This is a genomic window from bacterium, assembly GCA_035419245.1.
Classification (GTDB): domain Bacteria; phylum Zhuqueibacterota; class Zhuqueibacteria; order Residuimicrobiales; family Residuimicrobiaceae; genus JAKPUX01.
This window is the reverse complement of record DAOLSP010000001.1, coordinates 631,064-657,882: the sequence shown is the minus strand read 5'-3', so window position 1 is coordinate 657,882 and position 26,819 is coordinate 631,064. Positions and strand designations below refer to the sequence as shown.

The window sequence follows — 26,819 nt, the reverse complement described above, 5'->3', positions numbered from 1 at the left end:
CCCGCGAATGCCTTATTTTAAGTTAAAATTAGCGCTTTGTGGGGATTAACTTAACGGGAGGATACCAAGGTGGCCGATACAGCATATTGCGTCAAATGCAAAGCCAAAACCGAAGTCAAGGACGGCAAAAAGGTGACGATGAAAAACGGCCGCGCGGCCCTCAAAGGCACCTGCGCCAAATGCGGCACCGGCGTATACAAAATACTCGGCAAGGCCAAATGATCTGAACCCATGATAAAAAAGGCGATGCGGATCTCCGCATCGCCTTTTTTTTTTCCTATACGCTCGCCGCGGTTTAAACCAGAAAAAGCATCTCGGAATAGCGCGGCAGGGGCCAGACTTCATCGTCGGTGAGAAGCTCGAGCTCGTCGACCGGCTTGCGCAGTTCCTCCATGATCGGCCGCAGATGGTCGGCCATGAATTTGGCGCATTTGGACAAATCCTCCAGCCCCTCCGACTTGGCCAGGGCCACCCCCAGCTCCTTCCGCTTCATCCCGATCTGGTCGATCAGCTGGGTCACCTTTCTCAACAATTCCACCTCCGTGCTGAAGGAGAGATCACCCAGGAGCGGCTCCAGCTCCTTCATCCCCTTGACTGTCGCGATCAGGCGCTGCTGAAAGCTGATGGCAGCCGGCACGACCAAAACGCTCACCATGTTCAACAGGGTTTCGGCCTCGATCTGCAGCTGCTTGATGTATTGCTCCAGTTTGGTCTGATAGCGGGCCTCCAACTCAGGCTGCGTGAAGGCGCGCTGACGCACCAGCATCTCGATATTTTTGGAGGCCACCAGGGCATCCAGGGCATAGGCGGTGTTCTTGATATTGGGGAGATTGCGGCGCGCCGCCTCCTGCTCCCATTCCTTGCTGTAGTTGTTTCCATTGAAACGGATCAGCTCCGTCTCTTTGATATGCTTGCGCAGCACCGTCAGGGAGGCCGCCTTAAGGTCGATTCCCTTACCCAACTCCTTTTCGATTCCGGCCACGAGAATGTCAAGTGAATCGGCGACCGCAGCGTTGAGTACGGTATTGGCTAGACTGACCGAAGCGGAGGAGCCGATCGCCCTGAACTCGAACTTGTTGCCGGTGAAGGCAAAGGGCGAGGTGCGATTGCGGTCGGTATAGTCGCGCAACACCTTGGGCAGCTGCCCGATTCCAAGGTCGATGATGCTCTCGTTGGTCGCCTTGGCCGCCTTGCCCGCCTTGATCGCGTCGAGAATGGCTGTAAGCTGGTCGCCGAGGAAGACCGACATGATCGCCGGAGGGGCTTCATTGGCACCGAGCCGGTGATCGTTGCCCGCCGAGGCGATGGAGGCGCGGAGCAGGTCGCCGAAATAATAGACGGCACGCACGACGGCAACCAGAAAAACCAGAAATTGCAGGTTTGCTTCTGGGGTCTTGCCGGGCTCCAGCAGGTTATTGCCATCCGAATCGGACATGGACCAGTTGTTGTGCTTGCCGCTGCCGTTGATGCCGGCAAAGGGCTTTTCGTGTAGCAGCAGGGCCAGGCCATGACGGTTGGCGACGCGGCGCAGGATCTCCATGATCAGGTGGTTGCGATCGGCCCCGACATTGGCCTCCGCATAGATCGGCGCAATCTCAAACTGGTGCGGTGCCACCTCGTTGTGACGGGTCTTGGCAGGAACCCCCACCTTGTAAAGTTCCATCTCCGCATCCTGCATGAAACCGAGAATGCGCTCCTTGATCGCGCCGAAATAATGATCCTCGAGCTGCTGCCCCTTGGGCGGACGGGCGCCGATCAGAGTACGGCCGGTGATGCGCAGATCGGGTCGCAGGTTGAAAAAACCTTTGTCGATAAGGAAATATTCCTGCTCGGTGCCGATGGTCGTGATCACCCGCTGGACGCTGTGGTTGCCGAAGAGCTTGAGCAACCGCAGGGCGGAACGGTTGATGGACTCCATCGAGCGCAGCAGCGGAGTCTTTTTATCGAGGGCCTCGCCGGTGTAGCTGATGAACACCGAGGGGATGCAAAGAATGCCGCCGCGCGGCCCCTCCATGATGAAGGCGGGACTCGAGGGATCCCACATGGTATATCCGCGCGCCTCGAAGGTCGAACGCATGCCGCCACTGGGAAAAGAGGAGGCGTCGGGCTCGCCCTGGACGAGCTGCTCGCCACGGAAGCGTTCGATCACCGAGCCATCCTCCTCGACCTCGATGAAGGCATCGTGTTTCTCCGCCGTCGAACCGGTCTGGGGCTGGAACCAGTGGGTGAAATGGGTTACGCCCTTGCTCAGGGCCCACTCTTTCATCGCATGCGCGACGGCGTCGGCGATGGTCATGTCCAGTTTTACGCCGTTGCGGATGGTCGCGCGCAGTTTCTTGTAGACCTCTTTGGGCAGCCGCTCGCGCATCACCTTGTCGTTAAAGCTGTTGCTGCCGTAATAGTGCGCCGCCGGTTCGCCCGGCAGGTATTCGATCCGGTGGTTACTGCCCACCTGGATCAAAATTGCTTTGCGGATTGTGGAAGGGGATTCTGCCGCCATCGTGCCACTCCATGGAATAAAAATTACTGCGTTTTCGCTTCCTATGGCAAAGCGAGTGCCAAAGAAACCGTCCGGACCCGGTTTTTTGTGGCAGCACGACAAATGTGTAATTAACTGTTTATACTTGTCTTTTGCTTATCGTCCCGCGGTGCGAAATAAAAGAGTGGCGTTTTAAAGAATTATTTACTACATTTTTGTTGTATATTACTATTTTACAACTTTTTTGTGTCTTTATTGCCGAATATGGAGGGATGGCGCACGCTTTCCTCTCAAAGAGACCGGACTTGGGGCGCGCAATCCGGATGTACCTCAGGATCATTACCTGCAATTATGTTGCTATTTGTAAATTTATGACATATTTGTCGCTTTCAGGAGTCTCGTATGGAGCATCTCACCCTTCCCAGCCGCGGCGCCATCGCCGCCCCCAAACTCGCCCTGCTGCTCGAAATCAATCAGGCCTTGAGCCGTAGCCTCAGCCTCCAAGAATGCTTCAACGCGACTCTGCAGATCCTGCAGACCAGCTATCGCCTCCTCTCCGGAGCGATCCTCCTCTGCGACGCGGAAGCCAAAACCCTCCATCTCGCCGCCGCCATCGGCCTGACCGCCCATTCCGCCCGCGATGTCTACCGCTACAGCGAAGGCGTGAGTGGCCGCATCGCCGAAACCGGCAAACCCGTGGTCGTCCCCAGGGTGAGCAAGGAACCCCTTTTCCTCAACCGCCTCGGCAGTTGGGAGGGCGGTGGTCGCTCCGAGCAAAGCTTCCTTGGTGTGCCCATTTCCCTGGATTACCGCACCCTTGGCGTCCTCTTCATCAATCTGCCCTACCTCGCCAAGCGTGACTATGAGAGCATCCTCACTATCCTCCTCCTGGTTGCCTCCACTCTGGTCCAGCGCCTCCACATCCGGCAGCTTATCGAGGCCGAACAGCAAAAACTGCTGACCGAAAATGTCATCCTCAAGCAGCAACTGCGCCAGGAGAACCGCCTGCAGAACATCATCGGCAACAGCCGCGAGATGCGCGAGGTCTACGAAAAAGTGGCTCAGGTGGCCCACGCCGCGACCACCGTGCTGCTGCGCGGCGAATCGGGCACGGGAAAGGAGCTGGTGGCCCAGGCGATCCACTATAACTCGCCGCGCAGCGAGGCGCCCTTCATCCGCGTCAATTGCGCGGCCATCCCCGAAACCCTCATCGAGTCGGAGTTTTTCGGCTACGAGAAGGGCGCCTTCACCGGGGCGGTGGCGCGCAAGAAGGGGCGCTTCGAGCTCGCCGACGGCGGCACGATCTTTCTCGACGAGGTCGGCGACCTCTCGCCGATGACCCAGGTCAAGCTGCTCCGGGTTCTCCAGGAGCACGAATTCGAACGCATCGGCGGGCTCGAAACCCTCAAGGTCGATGTGCGCATCATCGCCGCCACCAATGCCGATCTCGAGGAGCTAATGGCGCGCGGGGTCTTTCGCGAAGACCTCTATTACCGTCTCAACGTCTTCGCCATCTATCTGCCGCCGCTGCGCGAGCGCAAGAGCGACATCCTCCTGCTCGCCGATCATTTCATGATCAAGTACGGACGTCAGCACGGCAAGTCGATCCAGCGAATCTCCACCCCGGCCATCGACATGCTGATGCGTTACCACTGGCCGGGAAACGTGCGCGAACTTGAGAACTGCATCGAGCGCGCGGTCTTGGTCTGTGAGGACCAGGTCATCCACAGCTACCATCTCCCGCCAACTCTGCAGACCGCCGAGAGCAGCGGTACCCCGCCCCGCTGGTCGCTGACCGAGGCCGTCGCAAGCTATGAAAAGGAGCTCATTCAGGACGCCCTCAAATCCGCGCGCGGCATCCGGGCCAAGGCGGCACGCATGCTCGGGATCACTGAGCGCATCATCTCCTACAAGATCGGCCTCTATCAGATCGATGCCCGGCGTTATCGCGCTTGAACCCCGGACGTGCTCCGGGTCAAGTTCGCCGGAAAAAGCAGTTGCTTCAGGCGCTGCAGTTTGATACATTAGACCATGCAAATTCATTCATCAGGCATCGCCATGAAAAAGTATCTTCCGTTCCTCCTCCTGCCCATCCTCCCCTTCGGCCTGCGCGCCGGCGAGGCCGACAGACTCCCGCTGCAGCAGATCCGGCCGGCCTACACCGTGCCCCAGGGCCACCTTTACCTCCAGCTCCCGGTGCGCTTTTTCTTTCAGGACCAGATCCAGGAACTCGCCCCCCATCTCCTGACGGGCGAGACCTACTGGGACATCCAGAACAGCCTCTCCCTTGTATACGGCCTGCGTGACCGCATCGATCTCTCGCTGCAGCAGGTCATTTACCAGGATAACCATAAGCCCGGCCGCGGCTATAATCTGCCCGATGATCTCTTCCTCCGCGCCCGCTTCGCCGGCTTCGGAGCGGTCGATGCGCCCCTGCGTTGGGGCGGCCAGATCGAGCTGCGCCTGCCGCTCGCCGAATATCACAATCTGCCGCTTGAACCCTACTCCGCCGGCCGGGCCTCTCTTGGGCTCACCCTTCTGCTTTCCCGCCTGGGCGACGTCGACCACCCCGGCGCCGGCCGGACCCTGAGCGCCAATCTCGGCTTCTGCTTCCATGACGATCACGGTCTCGTCCTGACCACAACGCCGGAAGATACTCTCACCTCGAGCCGTAACAGCTCCGAATTTCTCTTCGGCTGCGCGGCAACTCAGCGCTGGGGCCGCTTCGATCTCCTCGCCGAAATCCAGGGCCGCGCCTTTATGCGCCGGCCGGCCGCCACCGCCTATACCCGCGAAAATTTTATCTATCTCTCCCCCGGTTTCAGCTACACCCTGCCCTCGACTGTCCAGGTTCATTTCGCCGCCGACCTGCGGCTCACCGGCGATGTCGATAAAACCCGCTATCTCGGCGGCAGCGCCCAGCCCTGGCAGACATTGCCCAACGTGCCACAGTGGCGCGTCACCGCCGGACTCACCATTCCCCTGATCCCTTTCCCCGACCTCCATCCCGGCCGGGCCAAGAGCGCGCCAGGCGATGTTTCACAAGAGGAACTCGCGCAGGAGCTTTACCGGCAGCTGGCCGCGGAACGCCAGAAAGCAGAACAATCCGAACAGAACCTCGAGCGCATCCGGTCCGAACGGGAGCGAATCAGCAAACTGCTCGAGAACCTGCGCGGGACGCTGGAAAACCGCCGGCCCCTGCCTGCAGACAGCACCGCCGCCCCAGTGGCGTCACCACCGCCGTCAACGCCCCGTCCCTGACCGTCTCCGGCAACAATAAAAAAAAGCCGCTGCTGTTCAACAGCAGCGGCTTTTTTGGAGATTTCCATGCCTAACGGATCAGATCAACCCCCATATAAGGGCGCAGAACCTTGGGCACAACGACCGTGCCTTCGTCGGTCTGATAATTCTCGAGGATGGCGATGACCGTACGCGGCAGGGCCAGTCCCGAACCGTTGAGGGTATGGACAAATTCGGGTTTGGCACCCTTGAAAGGCCGGAAGCGGATGTTGGCGCGGCGGGCCTGAAAATCGGCAAAGTTGCTACAGCTCGAAACCTCGAGCCATTTTTCCATCCCCTGAGCCCAGACCTCGATGTCGTAACATTTGGCTGCGGCAAAGCTGAGATCGCCGGTCGCCAGGGCGAGAACCCGATAGGGCAGCTCAAGCAGCTGCAGCACCTCCTCGGCATCGGCCAGCAGCGTCTCCAGCTCATCGTATGAACTGTCCGGGGTCGTGAACTTGACCATCTCCACCTTGTCGAACTGGTGGATGCGCACCATGCCGCGAGTCTCCTTGCCATAGGTTCCCGCTTCGCGGCGGAAACAGGGCGTGTAGGCGGTGTAGCGCAACGGCAGGTCGCTGCCCTCGAGGATCTCCTCGCGATGCAGGTTGGTCACCGGCACCTCGGCGGTGGGGATCAGGAAAAGATCATCACCGGGGATATGGTACATGTCCTCCTCCAGTTTGGGCAGCTGGCCGGTACCGAACATCGCCTCGCGTTTGGTCACGAAGGGTGGCGAAACCTCGGTATAGCCGTGTTTCTCGATGTGGAGATCGAGCATAAAATTGATCAGGGCGCGTTCGAGTTTGGCCCCCAGGCCGCGATAGCTGACGAAAGAGGAGCCACTCAAGCGCGAAGCGCGTGCGAAATCGACCAGACCGAGCCTTTCGCCGATTTCGAAGTGCGGCTGGGGTTTGAAATCCATTTTGGGGGGCTCGCCCCATTGTTTCACGACCTGGTTGTGGCTGGCGTCGCCGACGGGGACGCTGGCGTGGGGTACATTGGGGATGCAGATCTGAATCTGATAGATCGCTTCCTCGGCCGTTTTCAGCTCTTCTTCAAATGCCTTGATCCGGTCGCCCAGAGCGCGCATCTCGTTGATCATGGCCGTCGTGTCCGCCCCGGCCTTTTTCATCTCGGCGATTTGCTGCGTGGCGCGGTTCTGCCCGGCGCGCGCGGACTCGACCGCGCCGATGATCTCCCGCCGCTTGACATCCAGCGCCAGCAGCCGGTCCAGGTCCGCCTTGTCCCCCTTGTCGTTGATCGCCTTGCGGACGATCTCCGGATGTTCCCGGATGAACTTAAGGTCGAGCATAACAGTTCCCTCATGGTTGTTGAAGTCGTTCACTGTCCCTTGAAACGCAGCATCACGGCGACGGTATAGAGCAGGATGCGTAGGTCCATGCGCAACGACATGTTCTCTATATAGTACAGATCGTAGGCCAGTTTTTCCCGGGCCTCCTCGATGCTGGTATCGTACTCGCCTTTCACCTGGGCCCAGCCGGTGATGCCCGGCTTGACCTTGAGGCGGCGCAGATAATAGGGATATTCGCGTTTGAGTTTTTCGACGAAATAGGGGCGCTCGGGACGGGGCCCGACCAAGCTCATCTCACCCGAGAGCACATTGATGAACTGGGGCAGTTCGTCGAGGCGCAGTTTGCGCATAATCCGGCCCAGGCGGGTGATGCGCGGATCCCTTTTTCCCGCCCAAACCGGCCCGGTATACCGTTCCGCATCCTTGATCATGGTGCGAAATTTCAGGATGGTAAAAGCAGCGCCGTTTTTGCCGACGCGTTTTTGTTTGAAAAAAACCGGACCGGGGGATTCCAGTTTGATGAGCAGCGCCAGCAGCAGGAAAAGGGGCGTGGCCAGGATCAGAAAACCGAGCGAGAAAAAGACATCCATCAGCCGCTTGACGGTCTTCTCCCAGGGCTGCATGATCTGCGGATTGATTTCAATCAGCGGAAAACCGTAGATCTGCTGCGTCCGTGCCTGCCCCATCACCAGCCCGTAAAGATCCGGCTCGATCTTGATGCTGACCGGCAATTGCTCGAGCAGGCCGATGACATGCATGACCCGCTTTTGCGGAAGATGGCCCAGGGAGAGGATCACCTCCTCCACCTTTCGCCGCAGCACCACCGCGCGCAATTTGCCAAGTCCACCCCAGACCGGTATTCGGCCGTATTTTTGGCCCTCCTCGTCACTCTTGAGGCTGAGAAAACCGATGACCCGATAACCGAGGGCAGGAAACTGCTGAATCTTGTCGGCCAGTTTCTGCGCCTGAGGATTGTAGCCGATGATCAGAGTCTTGCGCTGTCCCAAACCCGAACGCATCAGACGGCGCTGCACTGTATGCAAAATGAAACGGCCGCCTCCGACACAAATCAACATCAGCAATGAATAGCTGACAATCATGAAACGGCCGAAGGTCGGCGGATTGGCCAGATCGCGTTCGGGCTCTGAAGTCAGGACAAAGATAATAAAGGTGCCCAGCAAAATGGCCTTGAGCACCGAGATCAGCTCATCAAACCGGGATTTGGCATACCAGGACTGGTAAAGCCCGAGAAAGACAAAGAGGACCAGCCAGTACAGATAGACCAGAAAAAAAATCTGCACCTTGAGCATCAGCCCCTGCTCGACAAACAGGTCGAACGAGCTGCGCAGCTGCAACAGCCCCCAGAAGGCGAGATTGATGGTGATGAAATCGACCAGCAGGAGCACTATTTTTTCAAACGTCCGGGACATCAGAGATCCTCGCCGCAGTGCGGGCTCACTTGTAGGTCTTGAACAGGCCGGCCCAGAATCCCAAACCCCAGCCGATCTGCATGGTCATGAATACCGGTGGCAGCGCCGGCAGAGCGGCAAAGTGGTGTTCTTCCCGGCACGTGGTGATGGCGGCCACGAGCAGGTAAACCAGATAAAGGCCCCAGAGCAGCGCCAGCGCCCACGCTGCCGCTGGACGGAAAACCGCCAGCACGCCAAAGAGCAGGGTGGCGAGGACGAAGGCCGGCGGCACCAGATGGACCGCCTTGACGGCATCGGGGTGTTTCTTGATCACGTTGACGCGGAGGATCCCGTAATTGAAAAACTGCCGCCACAATCGGCGCAGCGTCGCCCGCGGGTAATAATAGGAGATGATCTCTGGGGTGAAATAGATCTGATGTCCGGCCTTGCGGATCCGCCAGTTCAGTTCCGCATCCTCGGAAATATGCAGCTCCTCGTCAAAATAGCCGACCTCGTCAAAGAGCTCCCGTGCATAGGCGGCATAGACCACGGTATCGACAAAACGCTTTCGCTTGTCATAGCGGTAGGGTGCGCTGGGGATCCCGAAACGGGAGCCCATGCCCAGGCCGATGGCCCGCTGCCAGTAGGTGTCGCCGGTGTTGATCTGCGTGCCGCCGGTGCACTTAACCCTCATCTCGCGCATATAGCGGATATTCAGGGCGACAAATTCCGGATCGATGCGCGTGTGCGCTCCGAGAATGATCACCACCTTGCCGCGGCTGTTGCGGACCCCGATATTGAGGCTGCGCGGTGTGCGCTTTTGCGGATTGTCCAATAGCCGGATATTGGCGTGCGCCGCCGCCAGGGCCTGGACCTCCTCGCGCGAGCCGTCCGTCGAGAGCCCGTCGACGACGAGGACCTCGATGCGGTCGCCGGGATAGCTTTGCGCTAAAATCGAATGGATGCAGCGCCCGATCGCCCCGGCCTCGTTGAGCATGGGTATGATGATCGAGACCAGCGGCAGTTCAGTTTGAGAGGATTCAGTCGGCAATAAAATCAATCCTTGTTCGTTTCTTCACCATCAAGACGGTCGTAGAGCGCGATCAGGGCCTGGGCCGAATGCGACCAGTTGTATTTCTCTTCCACTGCGTGCCGACCGTTGCGGCCGTAAGGAAAATCCGAATGGTAGATTTTGAGCACGGCTCGGGCAAAACCCTCCGCCGAGCGCGAGGGAAAAACCTCACCGCAGCGGCTGCCGGAGATAATCCGCACCAGCGCCTTGGCATCCGAACAGACGACCGGCTTTTCCAGCGCCATGTACTGGAAAATCTTGTGCGGAATGGTATTGTCGATGAAGGGATTGGAGGGCTGCGGCACAATGCAAATCTGGCAGGCCTCTATGTACGAGGCCGTCTGTGCGAACGGCACCCAGCCGGTGATCTCGACCAGCTCCGCCACCCCCTCTTCCCGGGCGCATTGCCGCAGCTCAGCGGTGTTCGGTCCATCCCCCACCAGCAGCAGGCGGATGTTGGGGATCTCCGCCCGGATGAACTTCAGGCCGCGAATGGCGGTCTCGAGATCGCGCTCGGGACCAAACTTGCCAAGATACTCCAGCACATACCAAGGACGATACCGCTCGACGATTTCCGGATCAATCGCCATCTGCAGGTAGGATTCATAGTCGACGGTGTTGCCGACAAAATGGAGCTTGTCTGCCGGCACCCCTTGCTGCAAAAAGAGCTCGAGGTGTTCCTCCGAAACGGTGATCACCGCATCAGCCGCGCGCAAACAGTGGCGCTCCAGTTTCTCCGAGAGCCAGGGATTGCGCAGGAGCCACCAGAACATGCCCTTGTGGCCCCAGATGCGCATCGCCTCGGGATAGTTCTCGTGCACATCAAAGACCACCGGTAGGCCAAACCATCGCCCCGCCCAGATGGCCGCCAAAGCCAGCGGCAGATCATGAACATGGATCGATTGAATGGCGTTTTTCCTGATCGCCTGCCGGATTCCCCACAACCAGACAGGATTAAAAAAGAGCGGGATATTTACAAGCGGGGTCCAGCGCGCACCCCAATGGCGCAGCCGCAGCACGGTGGCGCCATCCACCGCGGCGACGCGCGGGCTGCCTGCCTTGTTATTGCAAAGCAGAAATACCTGATACCCCTGCCCGGTCAGGGCGGCGATCTCCTTGGTCAGGCGGATATCCGGGGGGTAGTCCGCCTGCAGGATCATCAGGATGTGCTTGCGTCCCTCCGCCATCGGCTTACTGGTCTCTCTTGGCCATCAGCCGGATGATACCGCTCCGCGGGAGGTTGATCAGCACCACCTCGTCGGATATCCGTCGGACCGTTTGGGCGCTGCCATCCTCATTGACGGCAAACACCTTCTGCGCGCGCCAGTTTTGCGGCAATGTCAGCTTCACGGTCAGTGGCTCCGCAGTGGAGTAATAGCCTTGCAAACCTTCCAGTGCGAGTTCGACCACCGTGCTGTCAATTTGTTTGATTTGTAAGGTGGCATCGCGGCGCAGGCGCAGGTAAGCGGTGACTTCCCCCATGGTCGCAATCCACAGGCTGTCCTGGCGCCCCTGAACATAATCGAGATGCTGCAAGTAGCGGGCTATTGGTATGATCTCATTGGCCGAATCGCCCTTGGCGCTGACCGAATGAAAATAGACCATGATCCAGCCTCGCTCGGCGATCACCTTATCAACTGAACCAGCGATCACAGAGACGTCAAATGGCGGATATACACCCACCCCGTGCACCAGCGTCAGGTCTTCGTCGCTGAGATTGGCGCTGTTCACTCCCCAATAGCCGCGGGCAGAGGAGTGATAGTCGCGTACGACGCGGCGGATGCGATCGTCATAAAGCCCGTAGGGATAGGAAAAACTGGGGATGGTGGTGAGGCCGGTGATATGGGCACGGAGATCCGCGATCGCCCGTTCCAGCTCTTCGCGCTGCTGCGTCTCGGTCAATTCGGTCAATTTGGCATGTGAAAAGGTATGCGAGGCGATCTCATGGCCATGATCAAACAGGGTCTGATATCCACTCCAGTCGCTGATATTCCGGGTGTTCAGGAAAAAGGTGCCCTTCATTTGGCGTGCATCGAGCGCTGGCCCCGCAACCTGATAATGGCTGACCCGGGCATCGTCAAAAGAGATGGTATAGGCCGCTGCTTTGTCGTCGAGCCAGAGGCATTTTTCCGCTTTCGGAACATAGCCCGTCTCAATGGTGATAAATTCACTCTCCGGGACAGGGTCATCCGGTTTTATCACATCCGGGTCTCGTGAACATCCGATGAACAGAACCAAAGTAATCAGAGGCCAGGCATTTGTGATCCAATCCCGCATCAATCTCTCCATTCAATGACACCCAGGGCTTTGGCCCACACACAGCTCTCAGGCTGCAAAGAATTCTTTGATCGTTGCACTGACGAAGACGATTTGTTCTTCCGTCAACATCTCCGACATCGGCAAAGACAGCAACTGCCCGGCATATTGCTCGCTAACCGGAAAATCACCGCTCTTGTAGCCCAAGGACGCATAGGCTTTTTGCATATGGCAGGGAATGGGGTAGTGAATGCCGGTATAAATCTGTCTTTCGGCCAGATACTTGATCAATTCATCGCGACGCGGCACGCGCACGCAGAAAATATGATAGACATGCCGGGCGCCTGGCATTTCTTGCGGAACCGCCACCTCAGGAATGGCCGCGAGATATTTGCGATAGAGCCCGGCATTCTGGCGCCGGGTTTCGGTCCATTGAGGCAGGTGCTTCAGTTTGACATCGAGAATAGCGCCCTGAATCCCCTCAAGGCGGTAATTATGGCCGATCAGATCATGATGGTATTTCTGGGCAGAACCATGATCGCGCAGCATCATGATCTTTTTATAAAGCCCCTCATCATTCGTGATCACCGCGCCGCCTTCCCCATAGGCACCGAGGTTTTTGCCCGGGTAAAAACTGAAGCAGCCGCAGATGCCAAAGGTGCCAGTGGATCGGCCATTCAGAGATGCCAAATGCGACTGCGCACAATCCTCGATCAGCAGGAGGTGATGCTTTTCAGCCAGCGCCTTGATCTTGTCAAGCTGGGCTGGCTGGCCGTAGAGGTTAACGGCAATGATCGCCCGGGTCCGGGGCGTAATGGCTTTTTCAATTTTATGGGGATCGATATTAAAGTATTCCGGCTCATGATCGACAAACACGGGAGTTGCCCCTGCGAGGCTTACGGCCTCAGGCGTGGCAAAAAAGGTATTGGCCGGAACGATCACTTCATCTCCGCGCCCGATTTCAAGCGCCATCAACGCGATATGCAGGGCAGCGGTGCCAGAGTTCACGCCGGCGCAATAACGGGCCTGGTGGGCGATAGCGAAATGTTCTTCGAAGGATTTTACATAGGGTCCGGCGGCAAATGCGCATTTTTCCAGAACTTCCTGAATGGCACTGTCGATCTCGCTTTTGATGGAATGGTACTGGCCCTGCAAATCCAGAAAATTAACTTTCATAAAAGATTCTCCTGATTCCTGAAATAATGAGCTCATGCGCCAAGTGCATCGCAAGAGTGGCAAACCCGTATGCCGGGATACTGGTCATGCCGGGCTGCCGCCTAGTTCCTCCATCCTCTCCGCCATTTTGGCCTGTTACGTAACAAGTTAACAAAATATTCTTTTTCTTCACAAGTAAAAATTCCCAGAACCCACAATAACGCCATAAAGATAAGAAAAGAAAAGCATAAATAAAATATCAAGTTTAGCCCCTGCATCAGCCATAGTGACATCACCAGAGTAGCGGTCAGAAGGGCAAGACGGGGAAAATCCAGAAGATGGCGAATTTTAAGCTGAAAATGGAGTGCCGCAAGAAGTGCGAACGTAGCCACTCCTGCGCTCGCCAGCTTGGCGTATCCGGCGCCTAGAATGCCCATTTGCGGGATCAACCAGAGATTAAGCAGCACATTGACCAAAAACGAAAGCGCCATAACCGCAGTGACCATTTTCTGCCGGTGGGCCGAAATCAGAATGTCGATAAAATAGAAATTCAGAAAACTGAATCCCAGGGAGAGCAGCAAAACCCGGAAGGCGGGAATACAGGCGGCATAGGACGGCACATAGAGCGTGCGGATGATCTTTCCAGCAGCAAAAGCCATGACACCACTCACCAGAAGGGCGATAATACATACATAGCGGGTGCCCCGCCGCGCAATTTCAGCAAACTTGTCCGTGTTGTGCTCATAATATTTTGATAGCAGCGGAAAAAGTGATATAGTCAGCGAGGTCGATAGAAAGGAAAGGGGATAGACCAGACGGGTAGCAGCGGCATACTGACCCACCTCAGCCTCTGCCCGCATCCATGAAAGCATCAACACGTCGATTTTGGTCGTAAGAATGGAAAAGAAAAGATAGGCCGCCAGGGGGAGTGCTTCACGAAGCAGTTCTTTAATCAGCGGCCAATCGGGGCGCCACTCCACCTCGTTCATTTTCAAAAAACGCCTGATCAGCCAGAGCGTGCCGGGAATATTACAGACCGTATAAATGATCGCCATCCCGGTCAGACCGATCTGGAAAAAATGCGCACATAACAGTACCAGGGCGGCAAAAATCAGATTGTCGAGCATGTTGCACAGAATTGGAAAGGCCATGCGCAGCTGTGCTTGAAAAATGCTCTCAAAAACCGTGCGCGTCGAAGAAAGCTTGGAGGAGATGAGAAGGTTGATCGCAATGATCCAGACGATGGACATGGTTTCGGCAGGATAACCCATTAAAGGGAGCACCGCCAGAGCGGCCAGAACCGCCAGCAGGGTGATGATTACTTTTACGAACAAACCACTGCCCAGCAGCCGGCTGCGCAGCGACCGCTCCCCCGCAAGCTCCCGCACCAGGATCTGATTCAGGCCGAAATTGGCGATGATGTCAAAAGTGCCAACATAGGCGATGGCGATGGACAAACGGCCGAAGGCGTTTTCACCCAGGTAGTTAGCCAGAAAAACAAAGATAAAAAAATTGCAGGCCAGATTGACAACGCGTCCGGCATAAATAAAAAGCGAATTGCTGATGACGCGGTTACGCGTTGCTTCCATTATCCTTCACCGGAATCCTGTCCTTAATCACCTGCATCAGAGCCACAACCATACCGAGAAAGAACCATAAGCGCCGGTTATCATTAAGATCGCCGCTGAACTGCGCGTTGACAAAATTAAAAAAAGCCGCCATACAGAACGCATAAAAGAGCGTTCGGCTGCGATCAGTAAGGTTTTTGCGCAGGAAGCGCCGGATATCCCCCCAGATCGAACTTAAATGCCATACCAGCAGCCCCAGACCAGCCAATCCCAATTCGCAAAATACCTCCAGGAAAATATTATGCGGATACCAGCGAATATCCTGGCGGTAGATGACCTGGCTGAATCCGCCGTTGCCCACGCCAAAAAACACTGAATAAATATGGGCGGTCGCCATCTCAAGGGCTGCTTTCCAGCCGAACAGCCGGGTATTGATCGTGAAATAGGCATAATTCTGGCTTCCTTCCTCCTGGCTGATCAGATCCGTATACCGGCTGGTCAGCTGCTCCGGAAGGATGATGAGGGCTATGACGACAAAGAGGAGAACCACAAGAGCCAGTTGCACCAGTTTGCGTTTGGAGGTTTTGCGAAATCGAATTGCCCCGTACAAGACGAGGCTCAAGATAAAACTGATCATGGGGCCGCGGGAGTTGGCGGCAAAGAGGGCCAGGATCAGCAATCCCAATGCTGCAAAAGCGCCATAGCGATGCCAGCGCTTGCCGATGTTGGGAAGATAGGCGAACAGCAGGATGGCTATGGCCCCGATCCAATTCGCAAAACTGATCGGATTGACCCCCAGAAAAGAGGCCCGGTAAGAGTAGATAATGGAGCCGCTGAAGAGACTCTGCAGCAGGGTAACCAGGGTATAGGCAGTAGTAACCGTAGCCAACAGGACGAGAATGGTGATCATACGGCTGGCACTGCGCTCATTGCGGATTAATAATAGGGGAGAAAGAAAAAGCGCCCAATTGAAAAGGAAAAAACTGAAAGCTTTCGCACTGCCATATTTAAATGACGGCGTATAGGTGATCGAAAAAATCATCAGTGCTGTAAAAAGAATGAGCGGCAGCATGCTGGAATGCAGCTTGAACTCAAAGAGGTATCCCTTGCGCACGAGAAAGAAGAAGAGGGCGGTAGCGTTAAGCAGGAAAATCAGGAGAGTAAAATCAAACTGGGCAAAAAACGGGATATTAAGGAGAAGCCACTCCTTGATCAAAGCAGAAGAAAAAAAGAGCGCCAGGGTCCAATCGGGATTCGCGAAGAGAAAAGCAACTCCGGCCAGCGCGATCAGCAGATATACCATCTTGGCCAAAGAGAGCTGAAAAGCCGCCACGGCCAGCAAAATTCCCGTTCCGGCGATCACAACCACAACCGGAAGGGACTTTTTTTCAACCGGTATCCTTATTTCACTCCGTAATTTCACGTTACGGCCGGGCTAACGCTTCCAGAAACGCCAATCACTGCGCAGGCCTTTCCAGAAAGATTGCAGCTCACGATACCGCGGTGCATCGGCGGTTTGCAGGGCTTCCAGGCGGTCGGCGGTCAGGGCATAGACCGCGCTCAGAGCCAGGGCAAAAAAGGCGGCCAGCAGTACGATAAAGGCCCGCTTCGGGCGGGATTTTCTTTCCGGCAGCACCGCGCGGTCGAGAACCTGGACCGTCGGCGTATCCTTGGCCTCCTGAATCCGGGCCTGTTCATATTGCGGCAAAAGAAATTCCATGATTTTTTCTTGCAGGGTTACTTCACGATAGAGCCTGACATACCGCAGCCCCAGATCGGGAACCCGATCAACGGGGATGAAGAGATCCGTCTCTTTCTCATCGCCGGCGCCCGCCGCCAGGCTTTTTGTGCCGGCGCCGAACTTGAGCTCGCGATATTTACCGCGCAGAATCCGCAGTTCGTTTTCGATGCGGACATAATCCATATGGCCTTTGCCGAGATATTTGGCCATCAGTTCCGCCTCGATCTCTTTGGCGGTAATCTGTGCCTTGAGCTCCGCGGCTGCAGTTATGGTCGCCCGAGTCTGGTCAGGTATCGAGATCGCCTGATTGTCTTTTTGAAAGGCCTTGAGGGCTTCCTCGGCGGATTTGAGATCGCTCGAATTCTGGAGATAACGCTTTTCAATGAAAACACGGGTATTGCGGGCCTGTTCGGTTTTGATCTGCTTGTTGATGGCATCCAGTTCATCGACGATGGCATTGGTCATATCCCGGGCCATCCTTTTGGTTTCCATCACCTTGCCGCTATCGGGCCAAACGGGAGTCCTGGCTCTGGCGCTGATGGAGAGCGTGCCATCTTCGTTGACCATGATGGTTATGTTGTCCTGAAGCGCCTTTAGCGTCTCCTCCATGGTCCGGGTCTTGTAGCGTTTCTGCAGATCAAATTTTTCAACGATGGTGGATAACAAGGAACGGCTGTTCAAAATGGCCAGAAAAAGGTTGGTCTCCTGAGAGAGCGCACTCAGGCCGCCCATCCCAAATCCGCTCACGGGGAGATTGCTCAGAAGGGCTGAGATGCCCATGGCACTGGTGTCACCGGTGGGCGGCAAAATGGTCGCTTTGCCGGAATACCAACGCGGCAAGATCAGACTGACCAGCAAGGCGACCACACCGGTGATAAACACTGTACGGAGGATGAACTTTTTCCACCTGGAAAGGATCACTAACACGTCTACAAACTTGAGCTCATTCTGCGGCATGCCCGACCCTAATAAGACGAATGATGTATCCGGTTTAAATTATTAATTCTAATTTTACTACTTTTAGAGCAATATCGCAAATCAAATTTTAGTCTGCACCCCTTCGTCACCTCTGCCCGCTGCCGGTCACCTGAATGGAACTCAGGGTTTGGCCGACCACTGACAACTCCCCTGCACGTTGGGCTTGCGGCTGATGACAAGTGTGTACTCCTTGCCTTCTTCGAGCTTGGCTGTAATTTTTTCATCACTCTTCCCGCTGTTGCGGCTGACCGCCCTTTTTTGCAGCAGGCGGCTGCTCACCAAGGCATGATCTGCAAAAAACTGGAGTCCACCATCCTCATCCTCGAAATGGGCTTTTAATTTATCCAAACTCAAGGATTTGCTCGCCGGCAAGAGGCAAAGATCATAATCCGCCTGCAGGGCGCTCAGGGTGCAGGTGATAGATTGATCAGCACCTTTCAGGGGGACCAGCAGCGGACTAACTGCAACTCCCGTGAGCTGCCGTACGGGCACAAGCTCGCCGATGATATCCCCTTCCAGGGTCCGCACCCGCAGCGTGGTGGTGTAGCGACGCGGACGATTGGAGGTATCGTGAATGCGAACCTCCCGCAAATAGCTCTCCTTTCCACCCCAACGATTGGTGGTATCCGAGCTGATCAGCTCCAGCCTGGCGCCCTCGATCGAACCTTCGGGCTCGATCTGGGCCTGATAGATCGCGGCTTGGGTGAATCGCAGATATCCCGGCGTAGCATCGATTTCCTTTTTGCTCTCCACGCCCAGATCAGCGGCAACGGTGACAAGCCGGTTCTTGCTGACATCAGGCATATAATAAGCCCGAGTGGTGTCGCTCCAATCCTGGTTATGGTTGGGCCATTTATAGGTGGACCAATTCAGGGCCCTGACTTTGCGGATATATCCCGGTTTGGCATATCCGGCCGAGCGGACAGAGGGCCCCGTCCCCCTGGCCCCGGTTATGCGGTTGCCATGCGAGGGCAGTTCTGCGGGCTTGACATCGGTATTATACCACTCGCCATAGTAGGCCACTCCGCCGCAGCGAACAATGGTGTTATCATCAAAACTGTTATTATTGGAGTTGTTGCGGACCATGAAGGCTTCACCGCTGCAAAAGGTGATTGTATTTTCGCGGATTATATTGTGAGCACAGTTTTTATTCAAATAAATGGCATGCATATAAAGATCATCGCCAAGGGAATCAAACTGGCATTTTTCAATGAGGTTCGCCGAGGAGTTGTTGTAGAGCGAGATGGCTGCCTCGCTCTTGGGCCCAAAGAATTTGCTGAAGCGGCAGTTGCGGATGGTATTCTTCCCCTTGCCGCTTATTTCCAGGGCTACACGGCTCTCCGTGCGTGCCGGAAAATTACGGAATCCGATATTTTCCAAGGTGATGTAGCTGACCCAGGAGAGAACCAGCACAGGCTTGCCGTAGGTGTCACTCTTGATACGCTCGCCGCTCAAAAAAATCCGGCCCACGCCCTGAATGGTGATCGGCGCATCCTCCCGACCGGATTGAGTCCAAATCAGGGTCTTTTCGGGGTACTCAGAGCTGTAAAGCCGGATTGTGAGCGGACCCGCAAAGCTGCCAGACTTGCTTTGCAGCCAGTCGTGCACCGCCTGCAGTGAGTAGAAATCATATTGTGGCAGACCTGACCGGCCCACTGTGACGATTCTTGGCGTTCCCCCGACGGCAAGCCCTGCAGAAATCAGCACCAGAACCAAAACGGTCATGTTCAAAACTGAATATCTCATGATCAACCTCCCCTTTGCTGCTTAACTTAAAGAATCCGGGCTCTTTTAGCAAGGACTTTAGCGGGAGGAGGCCGGAAGCCCCGGCGACTTCATGATATCCACATCAATGCGGTCACATTCGGGAGCATTTTAGCAAAACGGCTAGACGATTGGCATGGGGGGGAGGGGGCCGGCATACAATTTGAGGTGGTGGTACACGTTTATGTGAAATGCCGGCAACTCGTTCAGCTTCTACCATCCTCTCTGGCAGTGGCTGGCTAAATAATCGAAATAGGTATACCGTGCTACCAATCGCTGATTGTAAATTTGAATACTACTATGGCATTAGCTTTCAAGGTATTTGAGAAACTGTAAGGCACAATCAGCTGTCACTTTTGATACAGAAATCCGGGGCATTTTTCGATGTGTTGCTCGCACTACAAATTGCAGAAATAGGTGCATTGTATCGCGATAAGCTTAGCGCCGCATGAGCCATTAATGGCACATTGAGCAAAATAAATGAAAAAGTTTTCACCAAACGCAATCCCGACTTTGGCATTGACCCATATTTATTCGAAGAAACAGGGCAATAATGCTCATTTCACCAAACTCATCTTCCTCATCAACACCATAGTCTCGCCCAACGCGTCGGTGAATTCGGTTTGATAGAGATAAACGCCCGCAGCAACTCGTTGTCCATTTTCATCCGTGGCGTTCCATTGTACCGAATGCCGTCCCGCGACTTTCTGCTCCTGCATCAGCGTGCACACCAGGCGGCCGGCGAGGTTGTAGATTTTTATGCTGACAAAACCGTCTTGGGGAATTTCAAAGGTGATGGTGGTGGACGGGTTGAAGGGATTAGGATAAGCCGCTCCCAATTGAAATGCCTCTGGAGTAGTCGATGGTTGTTGCGCGACGGAGGCAGCATTCTGGGCAAGTGTAAGGCAAGAGATGCCGCCGAGGGTTGAAATCCAGATTTTTCCATTCTGATCGATGGCAAGCCCCGTAGCATAATTGTTAACAAGACCCGAATTGCTGGTTTTATACTGCCGCCATTGCACACCATCATACATTCCAAGTCCGCCGCCATATGAGCCGCTTGAGTTAAAGCCGTACATCGTAAACCAGATTCTGCCTAGATCATCTATCTCCAAATCGCTGATATAAGATGCTGCGAGCCCCCATTTATCAATCGGCGCTCTCGTCCATTCATCATCTCGAAAATAATATAATCCACCTTGATTCTCCGTACCAAACGCAGCCCAAATTGTCCCATCGGCATGTCTTCGGAAAGCTTTCACATCAGATGGCGGTATGATGGTATGATCACGATCCCAATACGCTGTCGAAGAGTCCGATAAATTCAGCCTGATAATCCCACCACTTTCATCGAGTTTCATCCAAACAACGTTTTTAGTCTCATCTTCCAAAATCGCTGTGATTGATCGCGTCGGATATATGCTGATTTTATCGCCAAAATCTTGTCGTGCCTGAAAATCAGCACTTACCCGACAGAGCACGTGATTGTTTCCGCCAAACCACAAATAGCCGTCACTGTTTTCGCTCATGCTGCTGATATTATCGTTTCCGCTTGTAAAGCGCATCCAGGCGCTGCCCTTATTGTAATATGCCGAACCGTTGAGGATGGCCCAGATTCTGTTCTGCAAATCGACATGCAAACTATTAGGCATGCCCGTGACTGGCATTACATCAGAGTACGACCATGTGCCCGATCCAAAACGCCCCACATAAGACCAGTTTCCATCGACAAAGGTAAAGTATAAAGCTCCGTCCTGCCCAGCCTCAATATTCCTGATCCGGTTGCTTTTCAAGCCGCTGGCAAAGGAGTAGCTTTTAAGATTTTCGCCGGTCTTTTTATACAGTCCATTTTCAGTGCCGATCCACAGGGTTTTATCTGCATCTATTAAAAGATCATGCACGCTGCCTTGAATACTCAAAGGTGACACAATCCCCTTTTCGTATTTTATTAAACGGTTTGTGCTCTCTCGTTGAATAAGCCACAACTTATCGGTGCTTTCAAAGGCGATTTTTGCGATAGAATACCCGTCGCCCAATTTCCTTTCTATTTTACCATCACAAATTTGATAAAGTCCCGCGTCCGAACCGACCCAGTATGAATTACTTTGATCATCATAGGCGAGATCCATAATTTTTGGAGAGATGTCTGTTTTTAACCAGGAATCCGGCAAAATATAGTAAAGACCTTGAGTCGTACCGCAATAAAAGCCAATAGGAGGAGTCATTTCCAGGCAAAGGCCAATGGGATTATCATGCGTGCTGAATTCGTCAAATTGTGCAGCCAGCCAATTACCATTCCGATAACTGGCGTAAGTTGGGCCGGCGTAGAATGGATCAAGAATGCCGACGACCTGGCCGCCGGTGATCCAGACGTCTCCATCCCCGGCACCTTTTATATCACGAATACTCCTTATTGGCGCCGCGTTTATGCCAATAGATTCCCAATTTGTTCCATCGAATACAGCCAATCCCTGTTCTGTTCCTACCCACAACTGGTTTTTCGTAAAATCTTTGTACAGGCATTGCACGTTATGACTCGACAAGTCGCCAAAGCGTGTAAATTGTGTGGTGGTTTCATTGACCTTGTTAAAACGAAGCAGGCCGCCTGAGCTTCCGATCCAAAGATAATTATTATCATCCAGGAGAACACGGGCTTCCTGTTGACTGGTAAAGTTTTCCCAGGTCATATCCTGGGCGTTCAAGGCGGCATAGCAACCCATCACAACAAGAGTTTTCATTAACGGTGTTTTCATATCGATATTCCTTATTGACACAACCTGCCAATAGAAAATTTGCTGATAGGAATAATAAAAATGTCGTGGATCTAGGATAAAAAAGCCTAACCTTTGGCTTGAATTCAAACGGCTAAATTCGAGACAAGCCAGGGAGGATGCGCTCATGAAAAAAAGTAATCACCAAGAAGATACTAATCAAGAAAAAAGTCAAAGTAGTCATGCATCCTAACTGGAGGATTTTGTTCGTCAATGCGCGCAGAAGATGCTTCAATATGCCGTTGAAACTGAAGTAGAAAATTTCATCCAAAGCTGTCAAGACCGGAAAGACGAAAACGGTCATCGACTTGTGGTCAAGAACGGGCATTATGATGCCAGAGATATCCTGACCAGCATCGGCAAGATCCCCATCCAGCTACCCAGAGTGGATGATCACAAACAGCGACAGATCACCGGCGTGGAAGGTTTTCGCAGTGCCATCTTGCCCAAGTATATCCGCCATAGTCCAAGCCTGGATAATATGATTGCATTACTTTACCTCATGGGAATTTCAACAAAGGATTTCCCAACCGCGCTCTCTTCGATCCTGGGTGATCAAGCGCTGAACTTGTCATCGGCCACGGTTGTGCGCCTGAAAGAACAATGGATTAAAGAGTATGAAACCTAGAACCAACGCGACTTGTCTGCAAACAGTATATCTACATTTGTGGGGTTCCGATTGTATTAATGTGGCAAAAAACCATCGCCGAGGAAACGGTGCGGGATAAAGCTAAAGCCGCCATCGATACGGCGCACACGGTCGGCCATAGCAGGATGTTTCTGGACTTTCATGAAGCGATCTCCAATATGTTTAAAATCCTTCTTGCTATAATCTAGTCAGCGGCTCCAGAAATTGCAATCAAATCCATTTATGCAATTCGGAGGAGCGAGCTCAGTATCGTCTGTTTGCGGTTGCGGTGGAATTGCTGCTGACGGTTTTTCTTCACATAGGCTGGGTGGGCCAGACGGTATTATTTTTGGTAGCCATGCAAAGGCTTTTACTTGCGCCAGCGGCGCGGACAATCCTGCTGCTGTTGGCGATACAAATCAGCCCAGGCCATCTTCTGTTGTTGCCCGGCCTTCTTGCGAGCGCGTTGGCAGGCAATGGCGCTGCAGTATTCCTGCCCGGATTTAAAACGGATATTCCCCGTTTTTTCTTGATGGCAATTTTTACATACGAAAGTTGAGGCCAGATACCACTCTCGATTGGTACAACTCAGCCATTCTCTTTACCATTAAAACACCAGATCGTGGAAAAAATGGAAAGAAAAAGCGGGAATGAAACGAAGAAAATGGCAATCAAGAGGGAATCAGTAGGAATTGGCAAAAGAGGATAGTAAAAAATCAAACCGGTGAAAATGGTACAGAATTAGAACGGTGTTAATAGGTGGGTCAATGAGGGAGGAATATTTCGCTAGACGAGGTTACGACATCTGTTTAGCTATGCTTGAAAACTGTCCGAATCTTTAGTGAAACACTGTCTGAATTATTAGTGAAATCGTGTCCGAAAATTTATAAATTTACCATTCATCCGCGCCAACGAAAAGGGACACCGCGAAATAAACGAAACCAGCCGCATGCCCTCCTTCTCGTCGGCCTCGATCTGCACCGAGGCGTAGATACCGAATCCCGAGTGCAGCCAGCCCTGCATCGAGCGCACGACCTCCTCAGCCAGACGCATGCCCAGAAACAGTGCCACTTCTGATCGCACGAAGGACTACAGCAGCGTTGCCAGCAGGAAAACGCCACAAAAAATTCCTTGCCGCAATCCGGGCGCGGCGCCCGTGCGAATCCCTCCCGCAGGTCTCCGCACTTGGAATTTCTCTATGGCCGTGCGTATGACCGGCCGCCAGTAGCCATATCTCGGCGCAAAGCGCTCGGCGTACACGCTCTAGAACCCATTAGGATCGTACTAATTGGGAATTGTATTCCCAATTAGTACGATTATCTTGACTTTTTCTGTACTTTACACTACCTTTCAAAAGAATTCAATATAAAGGAGAATATTCATGATCGATAGAGAACTTGCCCCCATAATTTTATCGCTCTCCAGGCAGTTACCCGTCACGGTTATTACGGGTCCTCGCCAGTCTGGAAAAACCACCTTAGTAAAGGCTCTCTTTAATAGCTACGATTATGCCAACATGGAATTTCCAGACACGAGAGCGCGAGCCGTAGAGGATCCCAGACTCTTTCTAACCTCCCATCCACATGGACTGATTATCGATGAAGCCCAGCGAGTTCCCGAGTTATTCTCCTATATTCAGGGTTTGGTCGACGAAAGCCGTAAGCTGGGCTGTTATACCCTTACAGGCTCACAGAATTTTCAGCTAATCGAAAAGATATCTCAAAGCCTTGCCGGCCGTGCTGCAGTTTTTCACTTACTACCCTTTTCAATTGGGGAGATCGCCTCTGGATTCGCTATTTCGAAAAGTTTTACTTCCCTGGCGTTCAGAGGAACGTATCCCAGAATCTATGATCAAGAGTTACAGCCGGTGGATTGGTATCCTTCCTACATCAGTTCTTATATCGAAAGGGATGTCCGGCAAATCGAAAATATCAAAGATTTACATAAATTTCAAATTTTTTTAAAATTGTGTGCAGGGCGAGTCGGCCAAATATTTAATGCCACAGCGATGGGGAATGAGGTCGGTGTGGATCACAAAACCATTCAGGCATGGATGTCGGTATTGGAGGCTAGTTTCATTCTTTTCTTTGTGCCCCCCTATCATCACAGTTTTAACAAAAGATTGATAAAATCACCCAAAATCTATTTTTATGATCCTGGATTGATCTGCTCATTGCTCGGCATTCGGTCGGCAGATGAACTGGAGACCCATCCTCTCAGAGGCGAGATATTTGAATCTTTGATCATTTCAGAGTTAAGAAAACACATTAACAATACTGGCAACCATGGCGCTCTCTATTTTTGGCGTGATCTCACCGGGCATGAAATCGACTGCATCATTGAATCAGGATCAAAAACAATCGCCATAGAGATCAAGTCCAGCACTTCCATCAATCCTTCATTTTTCAAAGGCTTGCGCTATTTTCAAAACCTCAGTGGCCTCCCACCGAAATACTCCACTCTAATTTATGGCGGTTTTGAGTCTCAGGATTGGCCTTCAGCCCGGGTTCTTGGCTGGCAAAAGACCGGCAGCGTTTTTCTGGACTAGCTTGCTCCTCATCTTTTTAACACCACATACGAGTGATGCTTATCATGATCACTTTTACAGTACTGGCTATATAGCCAATTTACGTAAATTAACGACAGGATTCTTGTGACCTAAAACGGTGCGACTTGTTTTTCCGGTGGCTTTGAGTAATCTATTTTATTGCATTTCATGTAAAATAAATCTATATTTAACGTTAATAAAATTCGACCAGATGGCCATTTCTGACAACCTGAAATATGTGACCGAACGGATTCACTCCGCTTGCCTGCGCAGCGGCCAGCAGACCGGGCAGGTCTCCCTGCTCGCGGTGACCAAAACCGTATCCGCGGAACACATTCGTGCGGCGGCCGCTCTCGGCCTCACGCTCATTGGGGAAAACCGCGTCCAGGAAGCCTGGGCAAAAGTTCAGCTCCTCCCGGATCTGCCGCTCTCCTGGCACATGATCGGCCATCTCCAGAGCAATAAAGTCAAACGCGCGCTGCAGTTCGCCACCGTCATCGAATCGGTCGACTCCCCGCACATCGCCCGCGAGCTGGACCACGCGGCCGCAGCGCAAGATTCCATCATAGAGTGTTTCCTGGAGGTCAATACTTCCGGAGAAAGCCGGAAATTCGGCGTCGCACCGGATGCAACGGAGGCTCTGGCCAGCGAAATCGCCCGCCTGCCCCATCTGCACCTGACCGGCCTGATGACCATCGGCGCGCTTTCTCCCGACTCCCGGCGGATCCGTTCCTGCTTCCAGAGCCTCAAGACGCTGCAGGAGCGCCTGAATACTTCCGGATATGGCATCCGCCATCTCTCCATGGGCATGAGTGACGATTTTGAGATCGCCATCGAAGAAGGCGCCACCCTCATCCGCCTCGGCCGGGCACTGTTTGGAGAAAGAATCTAAACCTCGGAGACCACTGTGAAACTGACCCCATTGGACATCCGCAAGCAGGAATTCAAGAAAAGCATGCGCGGTTATGATCCGGAGGAAGTGGAAGCCTTTCTGATCATGGTCGCCGACGAACTCGAGCTCCTCCTGCGCGACAAGAACCTGCAGAGCGACGAGTTGATCAAACTGCGCACCCAGCTACGCGATTATCAGCAGGTCGAACATACCTTGCGCGAAACCCTGATGAAAGCCACCACCACCGTCGAGGAGTCGCGCTTCAACTCGCTCCGCGAAGCGGAACTGCGCATCCATGAGGCGGAGCTGCAGGCCGAAAAGATCATCGAACAGGCCAAGGAGGAACTGCAGGAGCTCCATTCGGAGATCAACCTGCTCCGCGCTCAGAAGGAGTCCTTCTCCCGCCGGCTGCGGCACCTGCTCGAATCCCAGATCGAACTGCTCGACGTGCTCGGCATCGACGACGCGATGATCAAACAGGGCGGCGAACAGACCGGCGCCGGACCCGCCCTGCGCGGACGGCTGCCGCGCCCGGTCCTGCCGGCCGAGCCGGAAGCGCCGGCGCCGCACACGGCGGCCCAGACGCCACCGCCGGCCCCGCCGCAGAGCGGCCCGCAAATTCCGCATCCGGCAGCCCCGACCGCAACATCGTACGCCGCCGCAGCGCCTGCTCCGGCTTTTGCGCCAGATCCGGCACAAGCTCCCCAGTCAGCCCCCCCGCTTGCGGCTCCGCTGCGCTGGCCGGCCGTTGAATCCCCGGCGGAACCCTTTCCGTTGCGCCCGGAAGGCCCGCGCATCGTCCGGGGGGAGCGCCGTTTCGACACCCCCACCGGGATGCGGATGGTCGAAGAGGACGGTGAAGATGAAAACCGCGACCGGGAGCAGAATCGCGAGCCGCGCGGCGGTGAGAATACCCTTTCGGACCAGATCGTGATCTAGGATTCCGGTGTTTTTTGGGAGT

Annotated in this window: 22 protein-coding genes; 9 read left to right on the top strand and 13 right to left on the bottom strand. The window is 54.2% G+C overall.

Translation table 11 applies throughout. The annotated features are described in order from the left end of the window. Window positions 1-69: 69 nt before the first annotated feature. A complete protein-coding gene (locus PLH32_02655; GenBank protein ID HQJ63486.1) occupies window positions 70-222 on the top strand; it encodes a DUF5679 domain-containing protein in 153 nt (50 codons plus the stop codon). Window positions 223-295: 73 nt separating this feature from the next. On the opposite strand, the gene PLH32_02650 is transcribed toward PLH32_02655, so the two are convergent. After that, entirely contained in the window at window positions 296-2,500 is a 2,205-nt protein-coding gene (locus PLH32_02650) for a glutamine synthetase III (GenBank protein HQJ63485.1), read from the bottom strand. 381 nt (window positions 2,501-2,881) lie between these two features. Here PLH32_02650 and PLH32_02645 point away from each other — a divergent pair, with 381 nt between their 5' ends. Together PLH32_02645 and PLH32_02640 are read left to right on the top strand one after the other, a co-directional pair. Continuing rightward, window positions 2,882-4,435: a sigma 54-interacting transcriptional regulator gene (locus PLH32_02645; GenBank protein ID HQJ63484.1), complete on the top strand. Its 1,554-nt coding sequence runs from the start codon at window positions 2,882-2,884 to the stop codon at window positions 4,433-4,435. Window positions 4,436-4,537: 102 nt separating this feature from the next. Next, window positions 4,538-5,740: a hypothetical protein gene (locus PLH32_02640; protein HQJ63483.1), complete on the top strand. Its 1,203-nt coding sequence runs from the start codon at window positions 4,538-4,540 to the stop codon at window positions 5,738-5,740. Between the two features lie 70 nt (window positions 5,741-5,810). Here the strand turns inward: PLH32_02640 and serS are convergent, their stop codons facing one another. The 8 genes from serS to PLH32_02600 all read right to left on the bottom strand — a co-directional run bounded on the left by serS (window position 5,811) and on the right by PLH32_02600 (window position 15,446). Continuing rightward, window positions 5,811-7,076 (bottom strand): serine--tRNA ligase, encoded by a 1,266-nt coding sequence (serS, locus tag PLH32_02635; protein ID HQJ63482.1) that lies wholly within the window; start codon window positions 7,074-7,076, stop codon window positions 5,811-5,813. Between the two features lie 29 nt (window positions 7,077-7,105). After that, on the bottom strand, window positions 7,106-8,506 hold the full coding sequence (locus tag PLH32_02630) for a sugar transferase (protein HQJ63481.1): 1,401 nt from the start codon (window positions 8,504-8,506) through the stop codon (window positions 7,106-7,108). Between the two features lie 25 nt (window positions 8,507-8,531). Beyond that, window positions 8,532-9,536 (bottom strand): glycosyltransferase family 2 protein, encoded by a 1,005-nt coding sequence (locus tag PLH32_02625; GenBank protein HQJ63480.1) that lies wholly within the window; start codon window positions 9,534-9,536, stop codon window positions 8,532-8,534. A 5-nt stretch (window positions 9,537-9,541) separates the two neighbouring features. After that, on the bottom strand, window positions 9,542-10,744 hold the full coding sequence (locus PLH32_02620; GenBank protein HQJ63479.1) for a glycosyltransferase family 4 protein: 1,203 nt from the start codon (window positions 10,742-10,744) through the stop codon (window positions 9,542-9,544). 4 nt (window positions 10,745-10,748) lie between these two features. After that, on the bottom strand, window positions 10,749-11,759 hold the full coding sequence (locus PLH32_02615; GenBank protein HQJ63478.1) for a polysaccharide deacetylase family protein: 1,011 nt from the start codon (window positions 11,757-11,759) through the stop codon (window positions 10,749-10,751). Between the two features lie 123 nt (window positions 11,760-11,882). After that, window positions 11,883-12,989 carry a DegT/DnrJ/EryC1/StrS family aminotransferase gene (locus PLH32_02610; GenBank protein ID HQJ63477.1) on the bottom strand — a complete coding sequence of 369 codons (1,107 nt, stop codon included), beginning with the start codon at window positions 12,987-12,989 and terminating at the stop codon, window positions 11,883-11,885. A 101-nt stretch (window positions 12,990-13,090) separates the two neighbouring features. Further along, window positions 13,091-14,557: a flippase gene (locus PLH32_02605; protein HQJ63476.1), complete on the bottom strand. Its 1,467-nt coding sequence runs from the start codon at window positions 14,555-14,557 to the stop codon at window positions 13,091-13,093. After that, window positions 14,541-15,446: an O-antigen ligase family protein gene (locus PLH32_02600; protein ID HQJ63475.1), complete on the bottom strand. Its 906-nt coding sequence runs from the start codon at window positions 15,444-15,446 to the stop codon at window positions 14,541-14,543. Before PLH32_02600 ends, PLH32_02605 begins: the two co-directional genes overlap by 17 nt. 168 nt (window positions 15,447-15,614) lie before the next feature. Here PLH32_02600 and PLH32_02595 point away from each other — a divergent pair, with 168 nt between their 5' ends. Next, entirely contained in the window at window positions 15,615-15,953 is a 339-nt protein-coding gene (locus tag PLH32_02595; protein HQJ63474.1) for a hypothetical protein, read from the top strand. An 18-nt stretch (window positions 15,954-15,971) separates the two neighbouring features. Here the strand turns inward: PLH32_02595 and PLH32_02590 are convergent, their stop codons facing one another. From PLH32_02590 to PLH32_02580, 3 genes are all read right to left on the bottom strand, one after another. Further along, entirely contained in the window at window positions 15,972-17,234 is a 1,263-nt protein-coding gene (locus PLH32_02590) for a GNVR domain-containing protein (protein HQJ63473.1), read from the bottom strand. Window positions 17,235-17,375: 141 nt separating this feature from the next. Continuing rightward, window positions 17,376-19,001 carry a right-handed parallel beta-helix repeat-containing protein gene (locus tag PLH32_02585; GenBank protein HQJ63472.1) on the bottom strand — a complete coding sequence of 542 codons (1,626 nt, stop codon included), beginning with the start codon at window positions 18,999-19,001 and terminating at the stop codon, window positions 17,376-17,378. Window positions 19,002-19,576: 575 nt separating this feature from the next. Then, window positions 19,577-21,772 (bottom strand): two-component regulator propeller domain-containing protein, encoded by a 2,196-nt coding sequence (locus PLH32_02580; protein ID HQJ63471.1) that lies wholly within the window; start codon window positions 21,770-21,772, stop codon window positions 19,577-19,579. 211 nt (window positions 21,773-21,983) lie between these two features. Between PLH32_02580 and PLH32_02575 the strand changes: the two genes are divergently transcribed. Then, entirely contained in the window at window positions 21,984-22,418 is a 435-nt protein-coding gene (locus tag PLH32_02575) for a transposase (GenBank protein ID HQJ63470.1), read from the top strand. Between the two features lie 289 nt (window positions 22,419-22,707). Further along, on the top strand, window positions 22,708-22,977 hold the full coding sequence (locus PLH32_02570) for a hypothetical protein (GenBank protein HQJ63469.1): 270 nt from the start codon (window positions 22,708-22,710) through the stop codon (window positions 22,975-22,977). A gap of 302 nt (window positions 22,978-23,279) precedes the next feature. Here the strand turns inward: PLH32_02570 and PLH32_02565 are convergent, their stop codons facing one another. Then, entirely contained in the window at window positions 23,280-23,489 is a 210-nt protein-coding gene (locus PLH32_02565; protein HQJ63468.1) for a hypothetical protein, read from the bottom strand. Window positions 23,490-23,799: 310 nt separating this feature from the next. On the opposite strand from PLH32_02565, the gene PLH32_02560 reads away from it, so the two are divergent. From PLH32_02560 to PLH32_02550, 3 genes are all read left to right on the top strand, one after another. Next, window positions 23,800-24,966, top strand: a complete 1,167-nt coding sequence (locus tag PLH32_02560) for an ATP-binding protein (GenBank protein HQJ63467.1) — start codon at window positions 23,800-23,802, stop codon at window positions 24,964-24,966. Between the two features lie 211 nt (window positions 24,967-25,177). Further along, the gene (locus PLH32_02555) at window positions 25,178-25,858 is read left to right on the top strand and encodes a YggS family pyridoxal phosphate-dependent enzyme (GenBank protein HQJ63466.1); all 681 of its coding nucleotides are present in this window, start codon (window positions 25,178-25,180) and stop codon (window positions 25,856-25,858) included. A 15-nt stretch (window positions 25,859-25,873) separates the two neighbouring features. Then, a complete protein-coding gene (locus PLH32_02550) occupies window positions 25,874-26,797 on the top strand; it encodes a DivIVA domain-containing protein (GenBank protein ID HQJ63465.1) in 924 nt (307 codons plus the stop codon). The last annotated feature ends 22 nt before the right edge of the window (window positions 26,798-26,819 follow it).

What these genes read in the sequence shown, in the direction of transcription:
- PLH32_02610 (HQJ63477.1), bottom strand. Translation starts at nt 12,989, where the DNA reads ATGAAAGTTAATTTTCTGGATTTGCAGGGCCAGTACCATTCCATCAAA.
- PLH32_02640 (HQJ63483.1), top strand. Translation starts at nt 4,538, where the DNA reads ATGAAAAAGTATCTTCCGTTCCTCCTCCTGCCCATCCTCCCCTTCGGC.
- PLH32_02580 (HQJ63471.1), bottom strand. Translation starts at nt 21,772, where the DNA reads ATGAAAACACCGTTAATGAAAACTCTTGTTGTGATGGGTTGCTATGCC.
- PLH32_02560 (HQJ63467.1), top strand. Translation starts at nt 23,800, where the DNA reads ATGATCGATAGAGAACTTGCCCCCATAATTTTATCGCTCTCCAGGCAG.
- PLH32_02555 (HQJ63466.1), top strand. Translation starts at nt 25,178, where the DNA reads ATGGCCATTTCTGACAACCTGAAATATGTGACCGAACGGATTCACTCC.
- PLH32_02590 (HQJ63473.1), bottom strand. Translation starts at nt 17,234, where the DNA reads ATGCCGCAGAATGAGCTCAAGTTTGTAGACGTGTTAGTGATCCTTTCC.
- PLH32_02620 (HQJ63479.1), bottom strand. Translation starts at nt 10,744, where the DNA reads ATGGCGGAGGGACGCAAGCACATCCTGATGATCCTGCAGGCGGACTAC.
- PLH32_02650 (HQJ63485.1), bottom strand. Translation starts at nt 2,500, where the DNA reads ATGGCGGCAGAATCCCCTTCCACAATCCGCAAAGCAATTTTGATCCAG.
- PLH32_02630 (HQJ63481.1), bottom strand. Translation starts at nt 8,506, where the DNA reads ATGTCCCGGACGTTTGAAAAAATAGTGCTCCTGCTGGTCGATTTCATC.
- PLH32_02585 (HQJ63472.1), bottom strand. Translation starts at nt 19,001, where the DNA reads ATGAGATATTCAGTTTTGAACATGACCGTTTTGGTTCTGGTGCTGATT.
- PLH32_02605 (HQJ63476.1), bottom strand. Translation starts at nt 14,557, where the DNA reads ATGGAAGCAACGCGTAACCGCGTCATCAGCAATTCGCTTTTTATTTAT.
- PLH32_02645 (HQJ63484.1), top strand. Translation starts at nt 2,882, where the DNA reads ATGGAGCATCTCACCCTTCCCAGCCGCGGCGCCATCGCCGCCCCCAAA.
- serS (HQJ63482.1), bottom strand. Translation starts at nt 7,076, where the DNA reads ATGCTCGACCTTAAGTTCATCCGGGAACATCCGGAGATCGTCCGCAAG.
- PLH32_02600 (HQJ63475.1), bottom strand. Translation starts at nt 15,446, where the DNA reads ATGATCACCATTCTCGTCCTGTTGGCTACGGTTACTACTGCCTATACC.
- PLH32_02595 (HQJ63474.1), top strand. Translation starts at nt 15,615, where the DNA reads ATGCAGCTTGAACTCAAAGAGGTATCCCTTGCGCACGAGAAAGAAGAA.